1 protein-coding gene is annotated in these 23,346 nt (G+C 49.9%); it reads left to right on the top strand.

Annotated elements, in window-relative coordinates:
* Position 1: 1 nt before the first annotated feature.
* Positions 2 to 23,329, top strand: a complete 23,328-nt coding sequence (locus OL444_RS26945; RefSeq protein WP_264728270.1) for a non-ribosomal peptide synthase/polyketide synthase — start codon at positions 2 to 4, stop codon at positions 23,327 to 23,329.
* Positions 23,330 to 23,346: the final 17 nt, after the last annotated feature.

The following is a 23,346-nucleotide window of genomic DNA, read 5'->3' as shown; positions in this document are numbered from 1 at the left end:
AATGAGTATCAAGGAATTTGTTACGAAACTGCAACGTGCGCATTTTATACTGGCAGTAGAAGACGGCCGGCTGATTTTAAGAGGAGATAAAACCAAACTGGGAGAGGAACAGATTGCAGCGATTAAGAAAGATCAGGAAGTCATTAACTATATAAAAGCTAACCGGAATGAGCTGGTGAGCTATATCTCCGGCCTGGCCGGCGCCACGCCGCAAAAACGTGGCGATAAAATAGCGGCGATCTATGCATTGAGTGGCCTGCAGGAAGGGATGTTGTTTCATGGATTGTATGATGAAGCCGGAGGTGCTTATCTGGAGCAGTTCAGCTGTGAAGTAAAAAATGCAGACGCAGCGGCATTGCGTAAATGCTGGGACCTGTTGTTACAGCAGCATAGCATCCTGCGCAGCAGCTTCAACTATGAAGAGCTGGGTATGCCGGTGCAGTGCGTGTATAAAACAGTAACCCTGCCTTTTGAAATACTCGATTACCGGGATATGTCGCCTGACTATCGGGAACAGGCTATACGGGAATATATAAAAGCAGATGAACGGAAAGGGTTCAACTATAATGAACCACCATTGATGCGGGTAACCCTGTTACAGACGGCTGAACGGGATTATCAGATGATATGGACATACCACCATATTTTGTTGGATGGCTGGTCTATTCCGGTACTGATCGAAGAGTTATTACAACACTATGAAGCATTAACCGGTGGGCAACCAGTGGTGAATGCGGAAGAAGATCTTTACGAAGATTATATCCGGTATATAGAAAACAGGGATAAAGAACAGGAAGAAAAATACTGGCAGGGATACATGGCTGGTCTGGAAACAGGCAGCCTGTTGCCGTTTATTTCAACTATTGCTGATCGTACCAAAGGAATTGGTTCCTACAAAGCAGAGTGGCTGCGACTGGATGAAGCTACCAGTAGCCGTATCCAGCGATATGCCCAGTCGCACGGTGTGACGGTAAATACGGTCATGCAGGGTGTATGGGGACTGTTGCTGCATCACTATACAGGTGCGCCTTCCGTTACCTATGGTGTTACGGTATCCGGCCGTCCGGCAGACCTGCCAGGTGTGGATCGTAAAGTAGGTTTATATATCAATACCTTACCGGTGCATGTGAAGGTAGATCGTCAAACCCCGGTAGATAAATGGTTACAGCAGATCCAGCAGGACCAGATTATATCCCGGGAATATGAATACACACCACTCAGCACTATTCAACGTTGGACGGGCATTACCGGTGATCTGTTCGACAGTATCCTGGTATATGAAAACTACCCGGTGAGTGAAGTGGTGACTTCCGGTCGCTGGAAGCTGGAGTTGCAAAATCCGGTAGTAAAAGAACATACGAACTACCCGCTGAGTATTATGGTCGGCGCAGCTGCGGAGATCACCTTACAATTCAGCTATAACACAGCATTGCTGGAAGAAATATATGTACAGCGTCTGGCCGGACATTTCCGGGAAATACTGTTGCAGCTGATCAGCCTGGAACAACCGGTGCTGGCAGATCTGCGTTTACTGACCGCCCAGGAAGAACAGGTACTGTTATATGAATTCGCAGGTAAAAGAACTGCGGAGTATCCTCATCAAACCTTCCCGGAGCTGTTTGCTGCGCAGGTAAATAATACACCGGATGCACCGGCAGTGGTATTTGGTGGAAAACAACTGACTTATCGCGAACTGGATACACGCGCCAACCAATTGGCGCATTACCTGCAGGATAAAGGCGTACAGCCTGGTATGCTGATACCGGTATGTATACACCGTAGCCTGGATATGCTCATCGGCATAATGGGGATATTAAAAGCGGGTGCTACATTCGTTCCCATTGAACCGGTATATCCGGCAGACCGTATCCGGTATATGCTGGAAGATACGGCAGCTACTTTTGTTGTTAGTAGCAGCGATAGCGTGACAGCCCTGGAGACTATCACCGGCATCAAAGAGGTGGTATTACTGGATAAAGCCGCTGCAGCAATTGCACAGTACCCGGAAACAGCGCTGGCCGTACCACCGGCGCCAGAACAGGCTGCCTATGTGATCTATACTTCCGGGTCTACCGGTATGCCTAAAGGGGTGATCATTGAACACAGGTCATTACTGAACTTCCTGTATGCGATGCAGGAAACACTGGCTGTATCTGCTGATTCCAGCTTACTGGCCGTAACTACCTATTGTTTTGATATTGCTTACCTGGAATTCTTCCTGCCGCTGACCGCCGGTGGAAAAGTAATTGTTGCTGCCCGCGAGCAGGCAATGGATGCTTTCCTGCTGATGGAGCAGCTGACACAGCACCGCCCTGCTTTTATGCAGGCTACGCCAGCTACCTGGCAGATGCTGATAGATGCTGGCTGGCAGAATAAAGAAGGCGTAACCGTCCTGACAGGAGGGGAGGCCATCAAGGAAGAGCTGAAAGATAAACTGGTGGCACTGAGCGATCAGCCGGTGTGGAACCTCTATGGTCCTACAGAGGCAACGATATGGGCTACCGTAAAAGAATTAAAGGCTGCTGAAAAGATAACGATCGGTCAGCCGTTAAATAATACAGACATCTGCATACTGGATAAAAATGGTCAACTGTGTCCAGTGGGTGTTATCGGAGAATTATGTATCAGCGGTATACAGCTGGCACGTGGATACCTTAACCGGGAAACACTGACAGCGGAAAAATTCATTCCGCATCCGTATAAATCCGGAGAACGCCTGTATTACAGCGGCGATCTGGCCCGTTGGTTACCGGATGGAAATATTGAATGTTTAGGTCGTATCGATGACCAGGTAAAAATAAGAGGTTACCGCATTGAGTTGGGCGAGATTGAAAATGTGTTGCAGGAAAGTGGACTGGTATATCGTTGTGTGGTGGTAGCCAAACCGGATAATACCGGTAATAAACGGTTGGTAGGCTATGCTGTACCAAAAGGTGAATTTAATGAAGAAACAGTACAAGGCTGGTTGAGTGCCCGGCTACCGGATTATATGGTGCCCGGCATCTGGATCGTGCTGGAAGAAATTCCGCTGACGGCCAACGGAAAAATTAACCGTAAAGCCTTGCCGGACCCGGATATGAGTGTTGCCCTGACGGCGGATTACGTAGCGCCACGAACAGCTACGGAAGAAGCGGTAGTGCGTATCTGGCAACAACTGCTCGATATACCACGGGTAGGCATACACGATGAGTTCTTTAAACTGGGAGGTCACTCGTTACTGGCTATGCGCCTGGTAGCAGCTATCCGGAAAGAACTGTCGGCAGAGATTACCGTGAAGGATGTATTTGTTCACCGTACGGTGGCAGCTATGGCACAGGTGATCACGGGTAACGCCAATACGGCGTTATTGCCACCGCTCACGATACAGGAGCGGCCGGAACATATTCCGTTATCTTTCAGTCAGGAAAGATTATGGGTAATTGATCAGCTGGATGGCTCCGTACATTATCATATTCCGGCAGTATTAAAATTAACAGGTCAGTTACATCATGCTGCCCTGCAAACTGCTTTGCAGCAAATTGTGAACCGGCACGAAGTGCTGCGTACGGTAGTACGGCCCACTGCCGGTGCAGATACCGCTTACCAGCAGATACAGACAGCAGATAATTGGCTGCTGGATACCCTGGAGACCAGTGATGCGGAAGCAACGATTGCGGCTTTCATCAACCGTCCTTTTAACCTGCAGCAGGATTATATGTTGCGTGCAGGCGTGATATCCGTGACAGCGGAAGAACATATACTGGTGTGCATCGTACACCATATTGCAGCGGATGGCTGGTCTGTTGGTATCATGATCCAGGAACTGTCTGAGTTATATGCCGCAGCAGTTGCCGGCCGTGCGTCGGCATTATCACCGTTACCGGTGCAATATGCAGATTATGCGTTGTGGCAACGTGGGTATATGTCCGGTGAGCGGCTGGAACAACAAAAAGCCTACTGGATACAGAAGCTGAGTGGTGTAGCACCATTGGAGTTGCCGGTAGATTATCCGCGGCCTGCGGTGCAAAGCACGAAGGGTGCTACTACACAGGTATTACTGGACCAGGAATTACTCAATGCGCTGCATGGGTTTAGCCGGAAGGAAAATGTAACCCTGTACATGACATTGCTGGCCACCTTCCAGGTATTATTATACCGCTACAGCCGGCAGGAAGATATCAGCGTGGGGATTCCGGTGGCGGGTCGTCGTCAGCAGGAAGTAGAAGGGTTGATTGGTTTCTTTGTAAACACGCTGGCTATACGCAGTGACCTGAGTGGTACGCCTGCTTTCTCCGCTTTCCTGCAACAGGTAAAAACGAACTTACTGGAAGGGTATGATCACCAGGATCTGCCTTTTGAAAAGATAACAGAAACGGTTGTAACAGAAAGAAACCCGGCCTATAGTCCATTGTTCCAGGTATTGTTTGCGCTGCAGAATACCCCGGAAGAAACCGCCTTATCACTGGGCGATCTGACGGTAACTGCACAAACGGTGAAACAAACCGTAGCCAAATTTGACCTGAGTGTTACTGCCGTAGAACAGGCAGATGGTTTGCTGCTTTCACTTGAATATTGTACAGACCTGTTCGCGGAGCAAACCATATTGAATATCATCCGTCATTACGAACAGTTGCTTCGTTCTGTGCTGGTAGCGCCTACCCAATTAGTGAGTGTATTACCAATGCTGACGGTAGCAGATAAGGAACAGTTGCTGCAAGTGTATGCTGCTGATCCGGCTGCTTATCCGCTGGATGCACAACACAACCTGGTTTCCCTGTTTACCGCACAGGTACAACGTACACCGGATGCTACCGCGGTAGTAAGCGGTGATACGGTATGGACTTATCGCCAGCTGGAGGAACAAGCGAATCGTGTGGCGCATTACCTGATTGCACAGGGTATTCAGCCAGGTGCATTGGTGCCTGTTTGTACCGATCGCCGGCCGGCATTGCTGGCAGGTATGCTGGGTATCCTGAAAGCCGGTGCGGCTTATGTACCGGTAGATACGACGTATCCTGCCGATAGGATCGCCTATATGTTGTCTGATGTAAAAGCGGCGCTGGTACTCACGACAACGGATTATGCACACCTGATCGCCGATGTGAATACGGTGTCGCTGGATGATAACACACTGTTGGCAGAAGTAGCCACCACCGCGGTAAATGTAGCCATTACACCTGCCGACCTGGCGTATGTTATTTATACCTCCGGTTCTACCGGTCGTCCGAAAGGGGTGATGGTGACGCATCACAACGTAGTAAACCTGACTCACTGGCATGCCTATACGTATCAGGTAACCGCAGATAGCCGTGCTACTGCCATGGCCAGTATTGGCTTCGATGCCTTTGGCTGGGAGGTATGGCCTTATCTGCTGAATGGTAGCAGTATCTACCTGGTAGATGATGATACGCGTTTGTCTCCGGACAGACTGCCGGCTTTTTATCTCGCAGCTGGTATTACCCACAGCTTCGTAGCTACGGGCCTGGTACCAGCCGTGATCAGCAGTCTGCGTGGCCAGGAGGCTTCCTTAACTTACCTGCTGACAGGTGGGGATCGTTTGCCGGCAGTAACCCTCGACGGATTAACGTTTAAACTGGTGAACAACTATGGTCCTACAGAAAATACTGTGGTGACCAGCTATTATACATTAGCACATCATACAGGAGCCGGCGCACCGCCTATCGGTCGTGCCGTATCCCATACAAAAATATATATCCTCGGACCAGGCGGAGAGCCGGTACCGGTGGGTGTTGCCGGAGAATTGTGTGTAAGTGGTGTACAGGTAGCGCGTGGTTACCTGAATATGCCGGCACTGACCGCAGAAAAATTTGTAACTAATCCATTCAGTGATCAGGCAGGCGACCGGATGTACCGCACAGGAGATCTGGCCCGCTGGCTGCCGGATGGTAATGTGGAGTACCTGGGCCGTGTGGATGATCAGGTGAAGATCCGTGGTTACCGTATTGAGCTGGGTGAAATAGAAAGTGTACTGCAACAGAGTGGGCTGGTGAAACAAGGCGTAGTACTGGCGAAAGCAGATGCCAACGGCCATAAACGCCTGGTAGGTTATGTAACTGCCAAAGACAATTTTGATCAGGCGCTCGTAGAAACCACGTTGAAAGCACGTTTGCCGGAGTACATGGTACCTGCTATCTGGGTGGTATTAGACGCGATTCCATTAACATCCAATGGTAAGGTAAACCGGAATGCATTACCGGAACCGGATACCACAGAGTTGTCCGATACAGTATATACCGCGCCTCGTAATGCTACGGAAGTATTGCTGGCAAATATCTGGCAGGATGTGCTGGGCGTAAAACGTGTAGGTATACACGATAATTTCTTTAAACTGGGTGGCGATTCCATTATCACCATTCAGGTGGTAAGCCGGGTAAAACGCGAAGGTTACAGCCTGCAGGCACGGGATATTTTTGTGTATCAGACCATCAGCCGTTTGAGTGACGTATTACAGTCACGCAAAGAAACAGGCGGTACACAGGGCGAACAGGCAGAATTGTCTGGCGTAGCCGGCCTGTTGCCGATTCAGCAATGGTTCTTTGAACAAGCACCGGTGCAGGATCATTTTAATCAGCATGTTGTATTATCCATCGATAAAAAAATACCAACGTCATTATTGTCAGATGTATTGCACGAGCTGCAGTTACATCATGATGCGCTGCGTTTCCGTTACCAGGAGGTAAATGGTAACTGGGAGCAGTTGTATACGGCACAGTACAGTCAGCCGGAAATTGTTGACCTGTCTGCCACAACAGACCTGCAGCAAGACATCGCTATATATGGTCAGCAATACCAGGAAAGCCTGCAGATCCGCAAGGGTGAGGTATTCCGTGCGGTATTTTTCCGCACTGCTGACGCAGAGACCTACAACCGTTTAGTGCTGGTTATTCATCACCTGTCAGTAGACGTTGTGTCCTGGCGCATTTTGCTGGAAGATTTATCCCGCCTGCTGGAAGACCGGTTAAAAGGTATTCGTACAGGCCTGGGCGTTAAAGGTACTTCTTACCGGCAATGGTATGCCACCCTGGCGGCTTATGGACAGCGACCCGATGTATTGTCGCAGCAAAACTACTGGGAACAGGTGATGAAGGCCGGCTATCAGCAGCCGGAAGCGGAAGAGATCACAGAGCAGGCCCGTCTGAAAGATACCGGACACTATACCATTGAACTGGATGCCGCACATACCCGTCAGTTATTGCAGGAAGTGCCGGCAGCTTACCATACCGAGATCAATGACATCTTACTGGCAGCATTGGCCCGCGTATTAAGCACCCGCAGCGGCAAAACAAAAGTAGTAGTCGGACTGGAAGGACACGGCCGTGAGGAAATCAGCAAAGAGGCAGATATCAGCCGTACCGTAGGATGGTTTACGAATCTCTATCCGGTGTTGTTGAACACCCAGGATAGTGCCACCGCAGGAGATCTCATCAAAAGCATAAAAGAACAGTTACGCGAAATTCCGGACAAAGGCCTGGGTTATGGCGTATTGAAATATATCAACCGTTTGCCAGCCCTGCAGGGTGTACAGCCCTGGGAGCTGGTGTTCAACTATCTGGGTCAGCTGGATGGCGTAACACAGAACAGTGAACACTTACATGTTGCCGGAGAAGCAGCAGGCAGGGAAGTGAGTGCGGAGTACGTATTACGGGAACGCATCACCGTAAACAGTATGGTACAGGGCGGCGTATTATCGCTGAACTGGACTTTCAGCACCCTGCATTATGATGCGGCTACTGTGGCGGGTATGGCGGATGCCTACCGGCATGAGCTGGAAACACTGATTGCACATTGTGTGCAGCAGGCAGGAAAAGCGGCGTTGTTTACACCATCCGATTATGGTTTAACCGGCGTAGTACCTTATCGCCAGCTGGATCAGTTCCTGTATGGTCCTGATCAGCTGGCCGGAAAAGTAACGGCGATCTACCGCCTGAGTGGTTTGCAGGAAGGGATGTTGTTCCATGGGTTGTATGATGATCATACCGTAGCCTATATCGAACAGTTTGTATGCACGGTTAGTAACGTAGATACTGCCTTGTTACAGCAAAGCTGGGAGCATGTGCTCTCCCGGCATAGCATTCTGCGCAGCAGCTTTAATTATGAGGCGCTGTCGGTACCGGTACAATGTGTATACGAAAACGTTACCCTCCCGTTTGAAGTGCTGGATTACCGGCATGCTGGTAGTGATACGGCTATTGCAGCCTATATCCGTGCCGATCAGGCAAGAGGTTTTGATTACACCGTACCGCCACTGATGCGGATCACATTGCTGCAAATCAGCGATACGGCGTATCGTATGGTGTGGACGTATCATCACCTGTTACTCGATGGCTGGTCATTGCCGGTATTGATAGCAGAACTGTTACAGGCATACGAAAACCTGTCGGCAGGTACACCATTGGTGTTGGAAGAAGAAGATCGTTATGAAGATTATATCCGTTATGTGGCCCGTCAGGACAAAGCTGCAGAAGAGCAGTACTGGCGCGGTTATATCGGCGGACTGGAAAATCCGGGTCTGTTACCGTTTATCCCTGCAGGCGCCAACCGTACCAAAGGTATCGGCGTGTATGAAAAAGAACACCTGATACTGGATGCCACCATCACTACAGCTATACAGGCATATGCACAACGCCACGGATTAACGGTGAATACCCTCATGCAGGGCGCCTGGGGCTGGATCCTGCATAATTATACCCGGAGTGAATCCGTGGTATTTGGTGTGACGGTTTCCGGCAGAAACAGTGCATTACCCGGCATCGAACAAAAAGTAGGGATGTATATCAACACCCTGCCATTACACATACCGGTAGACCGCGAACAGGAAGTAGCGATTTGGTTGCGGCAGCTGCAGGAAGAGCAGATCCGTTCCAGAGAATATGAATATACCCCGTTGAATAATATCCAGCGTTGGTCTGGTATTTCAGGAGACCTGTTTGATAGTTTGCTGGTATATGAAAACTATCCGGTAGGCGAAGCCGTAAAATCTGCTCATTGGAAAATGGCCATCAGCGATATTCAGCTGAATGAGCATACCAACTATCCGTTGAGTATTGTGATTGCCGCCGCCGCAGATATTCACATACAGTTCAGCTATAACAAAGCTTTGCTGGAAGAACAATATGTACGGCAGCTGGCCGGACATTTCAGCCAGGTATTGCAACAGATGATTGCCAGTGAAAGTGCGAAGCTGGGCAGCCTCTCTTTACTGACGGCGGAAGAACGTATCACTTTACAGCAACATTTACCAGCTACACAGGCAGGTTATCCGTTGGATACCACGCATACACTGGTGGACCTGTTTGCTGCACAGGCACAACGTACACCGGATGCTACAGCAGTAGTAAGCGGTGATAGGGTATGGACGTATCGTCAGCTGGAGGAACAAGCGAACCGGGTGGCACATTACCTGATCGCACAAGGTATTCAGCCAGGAGCATTGGTACCTGTTTGTACCGATCGCCGGCCGGCATTGCTGGCAGGTATGCTGGGTGTGCTGAAAGCCGGAGCGGCGTATGTACCGGTAGATACGACTTATCCTGCAGACAGGATTGCCTATATGTTATCTGATGTAAAAGCAACACTGGTACTGACAACAACGGATTATGCACATCTGATCACCGATATCAATACGGTTTCGCTGGATGATAACACGCTGTTGGCAGCAGTAGCAACCACCGCGGTAAATGTAACTATTACCCCTGCGGACCTGGCGTATGTTATTTATACCTCCGGTTCTACCGGTCGTCCGAAAGGGGTGATGGTGACGCATCACAACGTGGTAAACCTGACTCACTGGCATGCCTATACGTATCAGGTAACCACAGATAGCCGCGCTACTGCTATGGCCAGTATTGGCTTCGATGCCTTTGGCTGGGAAGTATGGCCTTATCTGGTGAACGGCAGCAGCGTATACCTGGTAGATGACGATACGCGCGTATCTCCGGATAAATTACCGGCTTTCTACCTGACGGCAGGTATCACCCACAGCTTTGTGGCTACGGGCCTGGTACCGGCTGTAATCAGCAGCCTGCGTGGTCAGGGTGCTTCGCTGACTTACCTGCTGACAGGTGGGGATCGTTTGCCGGCAGTAACCCTGGATGGATTAACATTCAAACTGGTGAACAACTATGGTCCTACGGAAAATACAGTGGTGACCAGTTATTATACATTAGATCATACTACGGGAGCAGGTGTGCCGCCTATCGGTCGCGCTGTATCCCATACAAAAATATTCATCCTGGGACCAGGCGGAGAGCCGGTACCAGTAGGTGTGGCGGGTGAGTTGTGTGTAAGTGGTGTACAGGTGGCACGTGGCTACCTCAACATGCCGGAACTGACCGCAGAAAAATTTGTAACTAACCCATTCAGTGATCAGGCAGGCGACCGGATGTACCGTACAGGTGACCTGGCCCGCTGGCTGCCGGATGGTAATGTGGAGTACCTGGGCCGTGTGGATGACCAGGTGAAGATCCGCGGTTACCGTATTGAGCTGGGAGAGATAGAAAGTGTACTGCAACAGAGTGGTCTGGTAAAACAAGGCGTAGTACTGGCGAAAGCAGATGCCAACGGTCATAAACGGCTGGTGGGTTATGTAGCCGTGACAGACCGTTTTGATCAGGCATTGGTTGAAACTACGTTGAAAGCACGTTTGCCGGAGTACATGGTACCTGCTATCTGGGTAGTATTGGATATCATTCCATTGACTGCCAATGGTAAGGTAAACCGGAATGCATTGCCGGAACCGGATATGGTGGAACTGTCTGATACCGCTTATGCGGCGCCACGTAATGCTACCGAAGTATTGCTGGCAAATATCTGGCAGGATGTGCTGGGCGTAAAACGTGTAGGCATACACGATAATTTCTTTAAACTGGGTGGCGATTCCATTATCACGATCCAGGTGGTAAGCCGGGTGAAACGCGAGGGCTACAATTTGCAGGCGCGGGACATTTTTGCTTATCAGACCATCAGCCGTTTGAGTGAAGTATTACGGTCACGCAAAGAAGCGGGTGGTATACAAGGCGAACAGGCGGAACTGGCTGGAGTAGCAGGCCTGTTACCGATTCAGCAATGGTTCTTCGAACAAACACCAGTACAGGATCATTTCAACCAGAGTGTTTTATTAACGATCGATAAAAAAATACCGGAATTATTGCTGACAGATGTGCTGCACACCCTGCAGACACAGCATGATACACTGCGTTTCCGCTATCAGTTGACAGATGGCAACTGGGAACAGTTGTATACGGCGCAGTACAGTCAGCCGGAAATGGTGGACCTGTCTGCTGCCAAAGATCTTGCAGCAGAACTTACAGCACACAGTAAAGCATACCAGGAAAGCCTCGATATACAGGAGGGTAGTCTATTCCGCGCCGTATTATTCCGGACGCCGGATACTGCCACCCATAACCGTTTGTTGCTGGTTATACATCACCTGGCAGTAGATGCGGTGTCCTGGCGCATTTTGCTGGAAGACCTTTCCCGCCTGCTGGAAGACCGGTTGAAAGGTGTTCGTACAGGCCTGGGCGTTAAAGGTTCGTCTTACCGGCAATGGCATGCCGCATTGGCTGCCTATGGACAAAATCCGGCAGTGCTGGCACAGCAAAGCTATTGGGCTTCGGTAGCACAGGCAGATTTCCGTTTGCCGGCAGACCGTAGCACCACAGAGCCGGCCCGTTTGAAAGATACCGGACATTATACTACTGCACTGGATGCGGCACATACGCGTCAGCTGTTGCAGGAAGTGCCGGCCGCTTACCATACCGAAATCAATGATATCCTGTTAACGGCACTGGCGCGTGTATTAAGTGCCCGCAGTGGCCAGACAAAAGTGGTGATCGGACTGGAAGGTCACGGCCGCGAGGAAATCAGCAGAGAGGTGGATATCAGCCGCACAGTGGGATGGTTTACCAACCTGTATCCAGTGTTGTTAAATACCCGGGATAATGATAGTGTAGGTGATCTCATCAAAAGTATAAAAGAACAATTACGCGAAATACCCGACAAAGGCCTGGGTTATGGCGTATTGAAATACATCAACCGTATACCGGCATTACAGGGCGCGCAGCCCTGGGACCTGGTATTTAACTACCTGGGACAGCTGGATGGCGTAACACAGAACAGTGAGCTTATTGCCGTGGCAACAGAATCAGCCGGCCGCGATGTAAGTGAAGACTATATACTACGGGAACGCATCACCGTAAACAGCCTGGTACAAGGTGGGGTATTATCACTTCACTGGAGTTACAGCAGCCTGCATTTTGATGCAGCAACGATTGAAGCGATCGCAGACAGCTACCGCCAGGAACTGGAAGCGCTCATTGCACATTGTGTTCTGCAGGGTCAGCAAGCGCCTTTGTTTACACCATCTGACTATGGTTTAACCGGCATCGTGCCTTACCGTCAGCTGGATCAGTTCCTGTATGGTCCGAATCAGTTGTCTGAAAAAGTTACCGCGATCTACCGCCTCAGTGGTTTGCAGGAAGGGATGTTGTTCCATGGCCTGTATGATGATCATGCAGCGGCTTACATTGAACAGTTTGTATGTACCGTGAGTGAGGTGGATACCGCCTTGCTGCAGCAAAGCTGGGAGCACGTATTAAGCAGCCACAGTATCCTGCGCAGCGGATTTGATTACGAAGCGTTGCGGATTCCGGTGCAGTATGTTTACCGCCAGGTAACATTACCATTTGAAGTACTGGACTACCGGCAGCAGTCAGCAGATGCGCTGCAGGCATTTCTCCGGAGAGACAGTGCCACCGGCTTCGATTATCAGCAGCCGCCACTGATGCGCATTACCCTGCTGCAAACAGCGGCAGACCGTTATCAGATGGTATGGACTTTCCACCACTTGTTACTGGATGGCTGGTCTATTCCGGTATTGATAGGAGAACTCCTGGAGGCATACGAATCGCTGGCAGCAGGTGCAACACTGGTGCTGGAAACAGAAGACCGTTATGAAGATTATATCCGTTATATAGATGCAAGGGATAAAGCCGCAGAAGAAGCTTACTGGCGCGGCTATATGAAAGGGCTGGATGCCGGCAGCCTCCTGCCGTTTATTCCGGCGGCAGCAGATCGTACCAAAGGTATCGGCGCTTACAGTGATGTACTGTTGTCACTGGATACCACGCTGACAGAACAGGTACAGACGTATGCACAGCAACAGGGCATTACAGTAAACACGCTGATGCAGGGCGTTTGGAGCTGGATATTACATAAATACACAGGTGCAACGAATGTGGTGTATGGGGTAACCGTATCCGGTCGTAACGGCGCATTGGCTGGAGTAGAGCAACGGGTGGGTTTATACATCAATACCCTGCCGCTGCATGCGCAGTTCAATCAGGGACAGGAAGATATTGCTGCCTGGCTGATGGCACTGCAACAGGATCAGATCCGTTCCAGAGAGTATGAATATACCCCGCTGAATGTGGTACAACGCTGGACCAATACTGCCGGTGAATTGTTCGACAGCTTGTTGGTATATGAAAACTATCCGGTGAGTGAAGTGGTGAAGTCGGCACAGTGGAAGCTGAAAATAGGAGAGGTAGCCGTACATGAACATACCAACTATCCGCTGAATATTATCATTGCCGCTGCACAGCAGATCACCATCCAATTCAGTTATAATACCACGTTGCTGGAAGCCACCTATGTGGAAAAACTGGCGGCGCACTTTGAAAATATTTTACAACAAATCACGATAGCTGGTGTGGCTACGCTGGATCAGCTTAGCCTGTTAACCACCGCAGAACAAGAGGAATTGCTGACGCTGGAAGGAGCGCCAACAGGCCTCTTGCCGCAGGAGCAGGAAACGATGATGTCGTGGCTGGCGGTACAGGTATTGCGCACGCCGGAGGCTATTGCCATCGCCGGTGTGAATGGTACCCTCACTTACCACGAACTGGATGAACGTACCAATCAGCTGGCCCGCTACCTGCGTACACTCGGTGTACAGGCAGAAGTACTGGTACCGGTTTGTATAGAGAAGAGTCCGGAAATGCTCGTCGCTATCCTGAGTATTCTGAAAGCAGGAGGCGCCTATGTACCTATTGATCCGGCTTATCCGGAAGACAGAATCCAGTATATACTGGAAGACTGTAAAGCGACCATCCTGTTAACAAGTACCGGTTGCAAACAACTGATACCAGCCATAGCAGGCCTGCAGCAGGTAGTACCGGAAGAACGCGTGGAAGAGATCCGCGAGCAGGAGACTGCGGTATTGCCGGTAAATCCTTTGGGTAGCCAGCTGGCATACATCATCTATACTTCCGGTAGTACCGGTAAGCCTAAAGGGGTGATGATTTCGCACGCGGCCTTGTTACATTATATCCGCAATAATCAGACGAAGTATATGAATGCGGATGATAATCCATCCGGTAGTTTTATACACTTCTCCTATACGTTCGATGCCTCTCTTACCGCGATGTTTATGCCGCTGCTGGCAGGTAAAACCGTGGTGATTGGTTCCCGTCATGGTGCAGAAGTATTTGAAGATCCTTTACTGCTGCAATATGCGCCGTACGATTTCATTAAACTGACGCCGGCGCACATGCAGCTGATTGAACAGGAGCAGTTCTTCAATGAACAGTTTGCCGTGACAAGAAGACTGGTACTGGGTGGAGAAGCATTACAGCTGAATCACGTACAGTACTGGCTGGATAGAAAGCTGGATGTAGAGATGATTAACGAGTACGGACCTACGGAGTCAACAGTGGGTTGCAGCGTGTTTACCTTCAATACCATTGATGGTATGGAGCCGCTGGCACGGGGTATTTTAATAGGCCGGCCAATAGAAAATGTACAGTTATATATAGTAGATACAGCGTTAAATAAAGTGCCGGTAGGCGTGGCCGGAGAATTGTGTATCGGCGGCGCCGGACTGGCACGGGGATATCTCAATCTGCCGGAATTAAGCAGAAGCAAATTTATCAGACAACCTTTCAATGGCAGCCAGGAACGTATTTATCGTACCGGCGACCTTGCCCGGTGGTTACCGGATGGTAATATCGAATACCTGGGTCGTATAGATGACCAGGTGAAGATCCGCGGCTACCGTATTGAGCTGGGTGAAATTGAAAGCGTGTTGCAACAGAGCGGACTGGTACAGCAAAGTGTGGTATTGGCTAAAACGGATGCACAGGGCACCAAGCGCCTGGTAGGCTACGTGGTGGCAGATAAAGACTTTGACCAGGAAGTAGTAGAGAAGTGGTTGAAAGCCCGTTTACCGGAATATATGGTACCGGCTTTATGGGTGACGCTTGACGCGATTCCTTTAACGTCTAATGGTAAGGTAAACCGCAGGGCATTACCGGAACCAGTGGCAGCAGAACGTACCGATGCGGCATATGTAGCACCACGCAACGCAGCAGAATTATTACTGGCAGGTATCTGGGAAGAATTATTGGGTGTGCCACGGGTAGGGATACACGATAATTTCTTCCGTCTCGGCGGCGATTCCATTATCACCATTCAGGTGGTAAGCCGCGTAAAACGCCAGGGCTATGCCCTGCAGGCGCGGGATATTTTTGCACACCAGACCATTGCCCGTTTGGGAGATATATTACTCAACCGCAAACAGGAAGGAGGCAACGACGGAGAGCAGGGCGAACTGTCCGGAACAGCAGGCCTGTTACCGATTCAGCAATGGTTCTTCGAACAAACGCCGGTGCAGGATCATTTTAATCAGCACGTATTACTCGCCACAGATAAATCCATCACCACGGAAGTATGGCTGGATGTACTGCATACCTTACAATCGCACCATGATGCGTTGCGTTTAGGTTACCAACAAACAGCTGACGGATGGGAACAATTATATAGCACTCATTACAGCGGACTGGAAGTAAAAGACCTCACTGCTGAGAAAGACCTGGTACAGGCGATCGCACAGTATGGTCAATCCTATCAGGAAGGTTTAAATATCAGGGAAGGGGATGTATTCCGCCCGGTATTATTCCGGACAGCCGATACGGCTACCCACGACCGGTTATTACTGATTGTGCATCACCTCGCGGTGGATGTGGTATCCTGGCGTATTCTGCTGGAAGACCTGGCCCGCCTGCTGGAAGACCGGATGACCGGACAGCGTACAGGCCTGGGCGTTAAAGGCACTTCTTACCGGCAATGGTATCAGGCACTGGCAGCCTACGGACAACGTCCGGGAGTGCAGTTGCAGCAACACTACTGGGAGAAAGCCATACAGGCGGATTATCAGTTACCGGTAGACCGGGAAACCACTGCACCGGTATATTTGAAAGATACAGGCGTCTATACGATCGGGCTCGATGAGAACCGTACCCGTGAACTGTTGCAGGAAGTACCGGCAGCATACCATACCGAAATCAATGATCTGTTATTGGCAGCGCTGGCGGCTACCCTGAGTAACCGCAGCGGTCAGACAGATGTGGTGATCGGACTGGAAGGCCACGGTCGGGAAGAAATCAGCAAAGACGTGGATATCAGCCGCACCGTGGGTTGGTTTACCAATCTCTATCCGGTGTTACTCCATACCGGTGATAGTGATACGGCAGGTGATCTCATCAAAAGTATTAAAGAACAATTACGCGAAATCCCGGACAAAGGGCTGGGCTATGGCGTATTGAAATATATCAACCAGGTACCGGCTTTACAGGGCGAACAACCCTGGCAGCTGGTGTTCAACTACCTGGGTCAACTCGATGCCGCTGCACAGGGTAATACCTGGCTGCAGGCAGCAGCAGAAGCCGCCGGAAAAGACGCCGGCGATACCTACCGCCTGAGAGAGCAGATTACGATCAACAGTATGGTGCAAAATGGCGTGTTATCGCTTCACTGGAGCTATAGCACCCTGCACTATGAAGCGGCTACCATTGCAGCGATTGCGGATGCTTATTGCCGCGAACTGGAAACGTTGATCGCACACTGTGTACAACAAGTAGCGTCGATATCAACACCTTCTGATTATGGTTTAACCGGTCAGGTACACTACCGCCAGTTGGATCAGTTCCTGTATGGCCCTGCCGGTGTAGCCGCAGCCGTATCTGCGATCTATCGCCTGAGCGGATTACAGGAAGGGATGTTGTTCCATGGTTTGTATGATCATCATACCGCTGCCTATGTAGAACAGTTTATCTGTACCGTACATGATGCCGATACGGCCCTGCTGCAACAAAGCTGGGAACATGTATTAAGCCGGCATAGTATTTTGCGCAGCAGCTTTAATTACGCCACGCTGGGCATACCGGTACAATGTGTACATCATAAAGCCGCACTGCCGTTCCAGGTACTGGATTACCGGCATATGACGGCCGCAGAACAGGAAAAAGCCATTGCACATTTTATCCTGGCAGATCAGTCACAGGGTTTTGATTATACGACTCCGCCATTAATGCGCGTAGCCTTACTCCGCACCGGCGATGCCAGCTACCGCATGATCTGGACTTATCATCACCTGTTGCTGGATGGCTGGTCTTTACCGGTGTTGCTGGAAGAATTGTTGCAGGCGTATGAGCGGTATGCAGAAGGTAAAACAGTATCGATCGGAGAAGAAGATCGTTATGAAGATTATATCCGGTATATCAATGCACAGGACAAAGCTGCAGAAGAACAATACTGGCGTAAATATATGGAAGGTCTGGAAGCAGCCAGCCTGCTGCCTTTCATTCCGGTAACGGCAGATCGCACGAAGAGTGCCGGCCGCTACGAAAAAGAAAACCTGTTACTCGATGCTGCATTTACAACCAGCCTGCAGGCTTTTGCACAGCAAAACGGGCTGACAGTAAATACCGTGATGCAGGGCGCCTGGGCCTGGATATTACACCATTATACCGGTCAGGATTCTGTGGTGTATGGTGCTACGGTATCTGGTCGTAACGTGGCTTTACAGGGTATTGAACAACGGGTGGGATTATACATTAATACCCTGCCGCTGCATGTACGCATCAACAGAGACATGCGCGTAACAGACTGGTTGCTGCAACTGCAGGAAGACCAGATCCGCTCCAGGGAATATGAATATTCTCCGCTGAATGATGTACAACGCTGGGCAGGATTATCAGGCGACTTATTCGACAGTATCCTGGTATATGAAAACTACCCTGTGAGTGAGGCCGTAAAATCCGGTCAATGGAAATTAACGGTAGAAGACGCAGGTCTGCAGGAACATACCAACTATCCGCTGAGCATCATTGTGATTGCCGGAACAGAACTACAGATTCAGTTCAGCTACAATGCCGGCTTACTGGATACGGTATATATACATCAGCTGGCGGCGCATTTCCGGCAGGTATTACAACAGCTCATCTCCGTAAAACAAGCGAAGCTGGGAACAGTTTCCCTGTTAACAGATAATGAACAGCATACGCTGTTACACGAGTTCTCTGGCACGATGGCCGGTTATCCGGAAGATAAAACCATTATAGACCTGTTTGAAGCACAGGTACAACAGACACCGGATGCAACCGCCGTCACCTATGAAGCAACACACCTGACCTATCGCGAACTGGATGAACGCGCCAATCAGTTAGGACATTACCTGCGTAGCAAAGGCGTGGATGTAGAAACGCTCGTGCCTATCTGTACAGAGCGTAGCCTGGAAATGATCGTAGGTATCATGGGTATCCTGAAAGCGGGTGCTGCGTATGTGCCGATTGATCCGGCTTATCCGGAAGACAGGATCCAGTATATGCTGGAAGACACCGCCGCAACAGTAGTCGTATGTGATAACAGTAGCGCACATTTATTTGAACAGATAGCTAACCGGGTGGTAATAGATGCAGATGCTTTGATTGCGCAGCAACCTGCTACTGCCGTGCCGGTAACACGTTTACCACATCATGTGGCTTATGTGATTTATACTTCCGGTTCTACCGGTCGTCCGAAAGGCGTATTGATAGAAAACGAAAACGTAGTACGCCTGTTTGAAACAGATGCGCCACTGTATGATTTCAACAGCAGCGACGTATGGACGATGTTCCACTCTTTCTGTTTCGACTTCTCCGTATGGGAAATGTATGGCGCGTTATTCTATGGTGGCCGCGTAGTAGTGGTGCCGAAGTCTGTGACGCAGGATACCGGCTTGTTTGGTGAACTGCTGATCAGCGAAGGGGTAACAGTACTGAACCAAACACCTTCTTCCTTCTATGTATTGCAGGATTACCTGACTGCCCGTACCAGTACCACTACCATCCGGTATGTGATCTTTGGTGGAGAGGCATTGAATCCAGGTAAGCTGAAACCATGGCAGGAATTGTATCCGGCCAGCCGCCTGATCAACATGTATGGTATTACAGAAACCACCGTACACGTAACCTATCAGGAGCTGACGGCGGCACATCTCAGCAGCAGCGCGAGTGTCATCGGTAAACCTATTCCTACTTTAAGTGCTTACATCCTGGATAGTAACCAGTCGCTGGTACCGATGGGTGTAGCCGGAGAATTATATATCGGTGGCGCCGGTGTAGCACGTGGTTACCTGAACCGCGACGAGCTGACGGCTACCCGCTTTATTGCCAGTCCGTTTATCCTGGGCGAAAGGTTGTACCGTACCGGTGACCTGGCCCGCTGGTATCCGGATGGTAACCTGGAATACCTGGGTCGTATAGATGACCAGGTGAAGATCCGTGGCTACCGTATTGAGCTGGGTGAAATAGAACATGTGCTGCAGCAAAGTGGTCTGGTAAGCAGTGGCGTAGTACTGGCGAAAACGGATCATGCGGGTATCAAACAGCTGGTAGGATATGTGGTACCGAAAGAAGGATTTAGCCGCGAAGCCGTACAGAGCTGGTTGAAAAGCCATCTGCCGGAATACATGGTACCTGCCTTGTGGGTAGAACTGACTACCATTCCGTTGACATCCAATGGTAAGGTAAACCGTAAAGCCCTGCCTGATCCGGTAGCAGCTATGTTGCAGCAAAGCAGCTATGAAGCGCCGCGCAATGCTACAGAAGAAAAACTGGTAGCTATCTGGCAGGAATTGCTGGGTGTACAACGGATAGGTATATACGATAATTTCTTTGCACTGGGAGGTCACTCCCTGCTCACCATGCGGTTGATGTCTGCTATCCGGATACAGTTGGAAACAGAGGTGTCTGTGAAAGCCATCTTTACCCATGCTACCGTAGCACAGCTGGCCGCCTATATACAGGAAACAAGCAGCGGATTATTACTGCCAGGTATCGAAGCCGGCAGCAGACCTGCGCTGATTCCACTTTCATTCGGACAGGAACGGCTGTGGTTTATTGACCGCCTCGAAGGCAGCGTACAATACCATATGCCGGCTGTTTTAAGACTGAAAGGACAGTTACATACGGATGCCCTGACCACGGCTTTACAAACCATCGTACAGCGGCATGAAGTACTGCGCACCGTCATGGTGACCGTACAGGGGCTGGCTTACCAACAGATACGGGAGGCAGACCAGTGGAAACTGACCGTCATTGACGGAGAAAGTTTTGCAGCAGATCATACCGCCCTGATGGCTTATGTGACAGAGCTGGTAGCAGTACCATTTAACCTGTCAGATGACTATATGCTGCGGGCACACCTGCTGGTGTTAAATGAAACAGAACATGTATTGGTGTTGACGATGCACCATATCGCCTCAGATGGCTGGTCTTCTTCGATCCTCGTACAGGAAATAGCCACGTTGTATGATGCCGCTGTTAACCACCAGGCAGTTGTATTGCCGGTATTAACGGCCCAGTATGCAGACTACGCGGTATGGCAACGCACCTACCTCAAAGGCGCCGTACTGGAACAAAAACTGGACTACTGGAAACAACAGCTGAGAGGAGTTGATACCCTCAACCTGCTGACAGATTATCCGCGTCCGGCTATTCAAAGCTCCCGTGGTGCCGTATACTGGTATCGCCTGGATAAACAACTGACAACAGCATTGCAGCAGTTATCCGGTGAACAGGGCGTGACGTTGTTCATGACATTATTATCTGCCTTTAAAATATTATTACATCGCTATACCGGACAGGATGATATCTGTGTAGGTACTTCCATCGCAGGAAGAACCCAGCAGGCAACAGAAGGACTGATCGGTTTCTTTGTGAATACACTCGCACTCAGAACAGATGTGGGCAATGATCCTGCTTTCAGCGCGTTGCTGCAACAGGTGAAGGCCATGTTACTGGAAGCATATGATCACCAGGATATACCATTTGAGAAAGTAGTGGAAGCCGTGGTGAAAGAAAGAGATCTCAGCAGGAATCCATTATTCCAGGTAATGTTTGAGCTGCAGAATGCACCAGACACCGACACCTTTACCTTAAAGGACCTGGAGTTATCAATGGAGAACGCTGCACACACCACATCCATGTTTGACATGAGTGTGTCGCTGAAAGAAGATGAAGCAGGATTGATCGGCTATGTGGAATATTGTGTAGATCTGTTTAAGGAAGAAACCATTGTGCGGATGATCACACATTTTGAACAGTTACTGCGCGCAGTAGTGGCTACACCTGCCAGCACCATTGGTTCCCTGCGGATCATGGAGGCTGCGGAAGAACAAACCCTGCTGCAGTTGTTCAGTGGTCCTGAAATTCCTTATCCGACAGGTAAAACCTTCGTACACATTTTTGAAGAGCAGGCTGCACGTACACCGGATGCGATCGCATTGGTGTATGAATCCACACAGCTGACCTATGCAGAACTCGATGCCCGTGCCAATCAGCTGGCCCGTTACCTCATCGCCAATGGTGTAGCGGCAGATAGTATGATACCTATCTGTATCGAAAGAAGTATAGCGATGATCCTCGGTGTAGTGGCCATCTGGAAAGCGGGCGGTGCTTATGTACCGGTAGATCCGGCCTTCCCGGCAGACAGGATTACCTACATCTTCGAAGAATGTAAAGCGACTATCGTATTAGCTGATATTAACAGTAAAGCAACGATGCCGGATACCGGCGCCACCATCCTGGCGGTGGATGGTGATGAAGAGTTATGGCAGCAACAGCTGACTACTGCACCATCACCTGTAGCAGGACCGGAACATCTGGCTTATGTGTTATATACCTCCGGTTCTACCGGTAAGCCGAAAGGGGTGTTGGTAGAACATGCCGGCTTATTGAACCACCTGCTGGCCATGGTGGAAGAATTCAATATGAATGAAGCAACGATACTGGCATTTACCGCGCCGTATACGTTTGATATTTCTGTATGGCAGATGGTGAATGCACTGATCTGCGGCGGAAGAACCATCATTTATCCGAATGAATTAATACTCCGTCCTGATGCCCTGATCAGCAGGGTAGACAAGCAGGGCGTTACCTTATTACAATTAGTACCTTCTTATCTGACAGCGGCATTGCAAGGCAATGTGCCTGTTACGCTCGAAGCGCTGCAATACTTGCTGGTAACTGGTGAAGCCGTACAACGGCAGTTGCTGGAGCAGTGGTTTGGGCATGAGCACTTCCGCAATATTCCGGTAGCAAATGCCTATGGTCCTACAGAAGCATCCGATGACGTGAGCTTCTTCTTTATGGAAGAAGCACCGGCCAACGTGAATGTACCGGTAGGTAAACCTATCCGTAACCTGCAGCTGTATGTATTGGATGCACATGGCAGATTGTGTACCTATGGTGTACCGGGAGAAATATGTGTAGGCGGTATCGGGGTAGCGAGAGGATATCTCAACCGGCCGGATCTCACAGCAGAAAAGTTTGTAGCAGATCCTTACCATCCTGGTCAGCGCATGTATAAAACCGGTGACTTAGGTCGTTGGCTGCCGGATGGCAATATTGAATACCTGGGCCGTATGGATGATCAGGTGAAGATCCGCGGCTACCGTATAGAACTGGGTGAGATAGAAACGGTACTGCAACAGTATGACCAAGTGAGTCAGGCGGTGGTAGTAGCAAAAACAGATCACAATGGTATGAAGCGCCTGGTCGGATATGTAGTGCCGAAAGCAGGCTACAATAAAGAAGATGCCATTGCCTGCATGCAGGGTAAGTTGCCGGAATACATGATACCGGTACTTATTCCGCTGGAACGTTTACCATTGACACCTAACGGAAAGGTAGACAAGAAAAACCTGCCGGACCCGGTAGGAGAAGCCCTGGCAAAAAATGCCTATGTCGCGCCGCGTAATAAAACAGAAGAAATACTGGCCGGTATCTGTCAACAATTATTGCAGTTGGAAAAAGCAGGGGTGGAAGATAACCTGTTTGAACTGGGGATGCACTCACTACTGGTGATGCGCCTTGCTGCTGCCATCTTTGATGAGTTCCGTATGGAAATACCGGTAAGAACATTCTTCCAGCTCACCACCATTGAAGCCCTTGCGCAACATGTGGAAGCTATACAGGCAGAAGAAAAGAAACGTAAGAGAATCGTATTGTAATATCAGTCTTAATAACC

It is taken from the genome of Chitinophaga nivalis (genome assembly GCF_025989125.1).
GTDB classification, from domain to species: Bacteria; Bacteroidota; Bacteroidia; order Chitinophagales; family Chitinophagaceae; genus Chitinophaga; species Chitinophaga nivalis.
This window is presented reverse-complemented; position numbering and strand designations above follow the sequence as displayed.

Bases quoted from the DNA above. Each gene is read 5' to 3' on its own strand.
- OL444_RS26945 (WP_264728270.1), top strand. From the start codon at position 2: ATGAGTATCAAGGAATTTGTTACGAAACTGCAACGTGCGCATTTTATA.